Here is a 1,124-nt window from a genome sequence, read left to right as displayed (position 1 = left end):
TGTGATGTCCGGTGAGGTTGGTCAACCGTGTGATGGGTGGCAGGCCGCCGATGGCGGTGTGGGGTCGGTGATGGTTGTAATCGTGCAGGAAGGCCGGCAGGGCGGCGCGGCGGGCTTTCTCGGTGGAGTAGAACTTCACGAAGGCCCAGCCGTCGGCCAGGGTGCGATGGAACCGTTCGATCTTCCCGTTGGTCTGCGGCCGGTAGGGGCGGGTTTTCTTCACGGTGATGCCGAGTTCGGCGCAGGTGTCGCGCCAGAGGTGTGATGTGTAGGCCGAGCCGTTGTCGGAGAGCACCCGGCGGGTGGTGACACCGCGTTCGGCGAACCAGGCGACCGCGCGGCGGAGCACGCCGGTGGCGGTGAGGGCGGTTTCGTCGTCGTGGATTTCGGCGTAGGCGACACGGGAGTGGTCGTCGATGACGGTATGGACGTAAGCGGTGCCGATCAGTGGGCCGCGGTGTTTACTGCGTGCCTTGCCCGGTGTCGCTGCCCGGTTTCGGCTGCCCTGGGGTCGTCCGAGGTAGCGGTGGCCGCCGCCGTGGGGCACGTTGCCGAGTTTTTTGACGTCGACGTGCAGCATGTCGCCGGGTGCTGGGTGTTCGTAGCGGCGGATCGTTTCGCCGGTGCTGCGGTCGAGGTGCGAGAGCCGGTTCGCCTGGTGGCGGACCAGGACGGCGTGCACGGTCGACGGTGCCAGGCCAAGCTGGGCGCCGAGCGGGACGGGTCCGAGGCGGCGTTTACGACGCAGGTGCAGGATTTTACGTTCGAGGGGCGCCGGGGTGCGGGTCGGCTGGCGGTGGGGTCGTGAGGATCGGTCGGTCAGGCCGGTCTGGCCTTCGGTGCGGTAACGCTGGGCCCATTTGTTCGCGGTGCGCCAGGACACGTCGTAGCGTTCGGCTGCTCGTGCGGGTGACCAGCCGTCATCCACGATGAGACGCGCCAGCCGCAATCGCGCCCTCGGGGTCAGGGCGGCGTTAGCGTGGGACATGAAGGCCTCCAGCCTGCTCAGTGGTTTCTCGACAACTCCACTGCAGCGTTGGAGGCCTTCATCTGTTCACCAGATCGATCCAAGATCCTCAGATCGAGTGGTCACAACCCCTCGACCAACGTCTGGGGACATCACA

Annotated in this window: 1 protein-coding gene; it reads right to left on the bottom strand. The window is 66.7% G+C overall.

Features of this window, described 5'->3' with window-relative positions:
• The coding region (locus tag ACIA6A_RS41385; RefSeq protein ID WP_396103637.1) for an IS481 family transposase at positions 1-988 on the bottom strand (988 nt) is incomplete at its 3' end.
• Positions 989-1,124: the final 136 nt, after the last annotated feature.

The sequence above is a fragment of the Actinoplanes sp. NPDC051494 genome, from assembly GCF_044454705.1.
In the GTDB taxonomy this organism is placed as follows: domain Bacteria; phylum Actinomycetota; class Actinomycetes; order Mycobacteriales; family Micromonosporaceae; genus Actinoplanes.
This window is presented reverse-complemented; position numbering and strand designations above follow the sequence as displayed.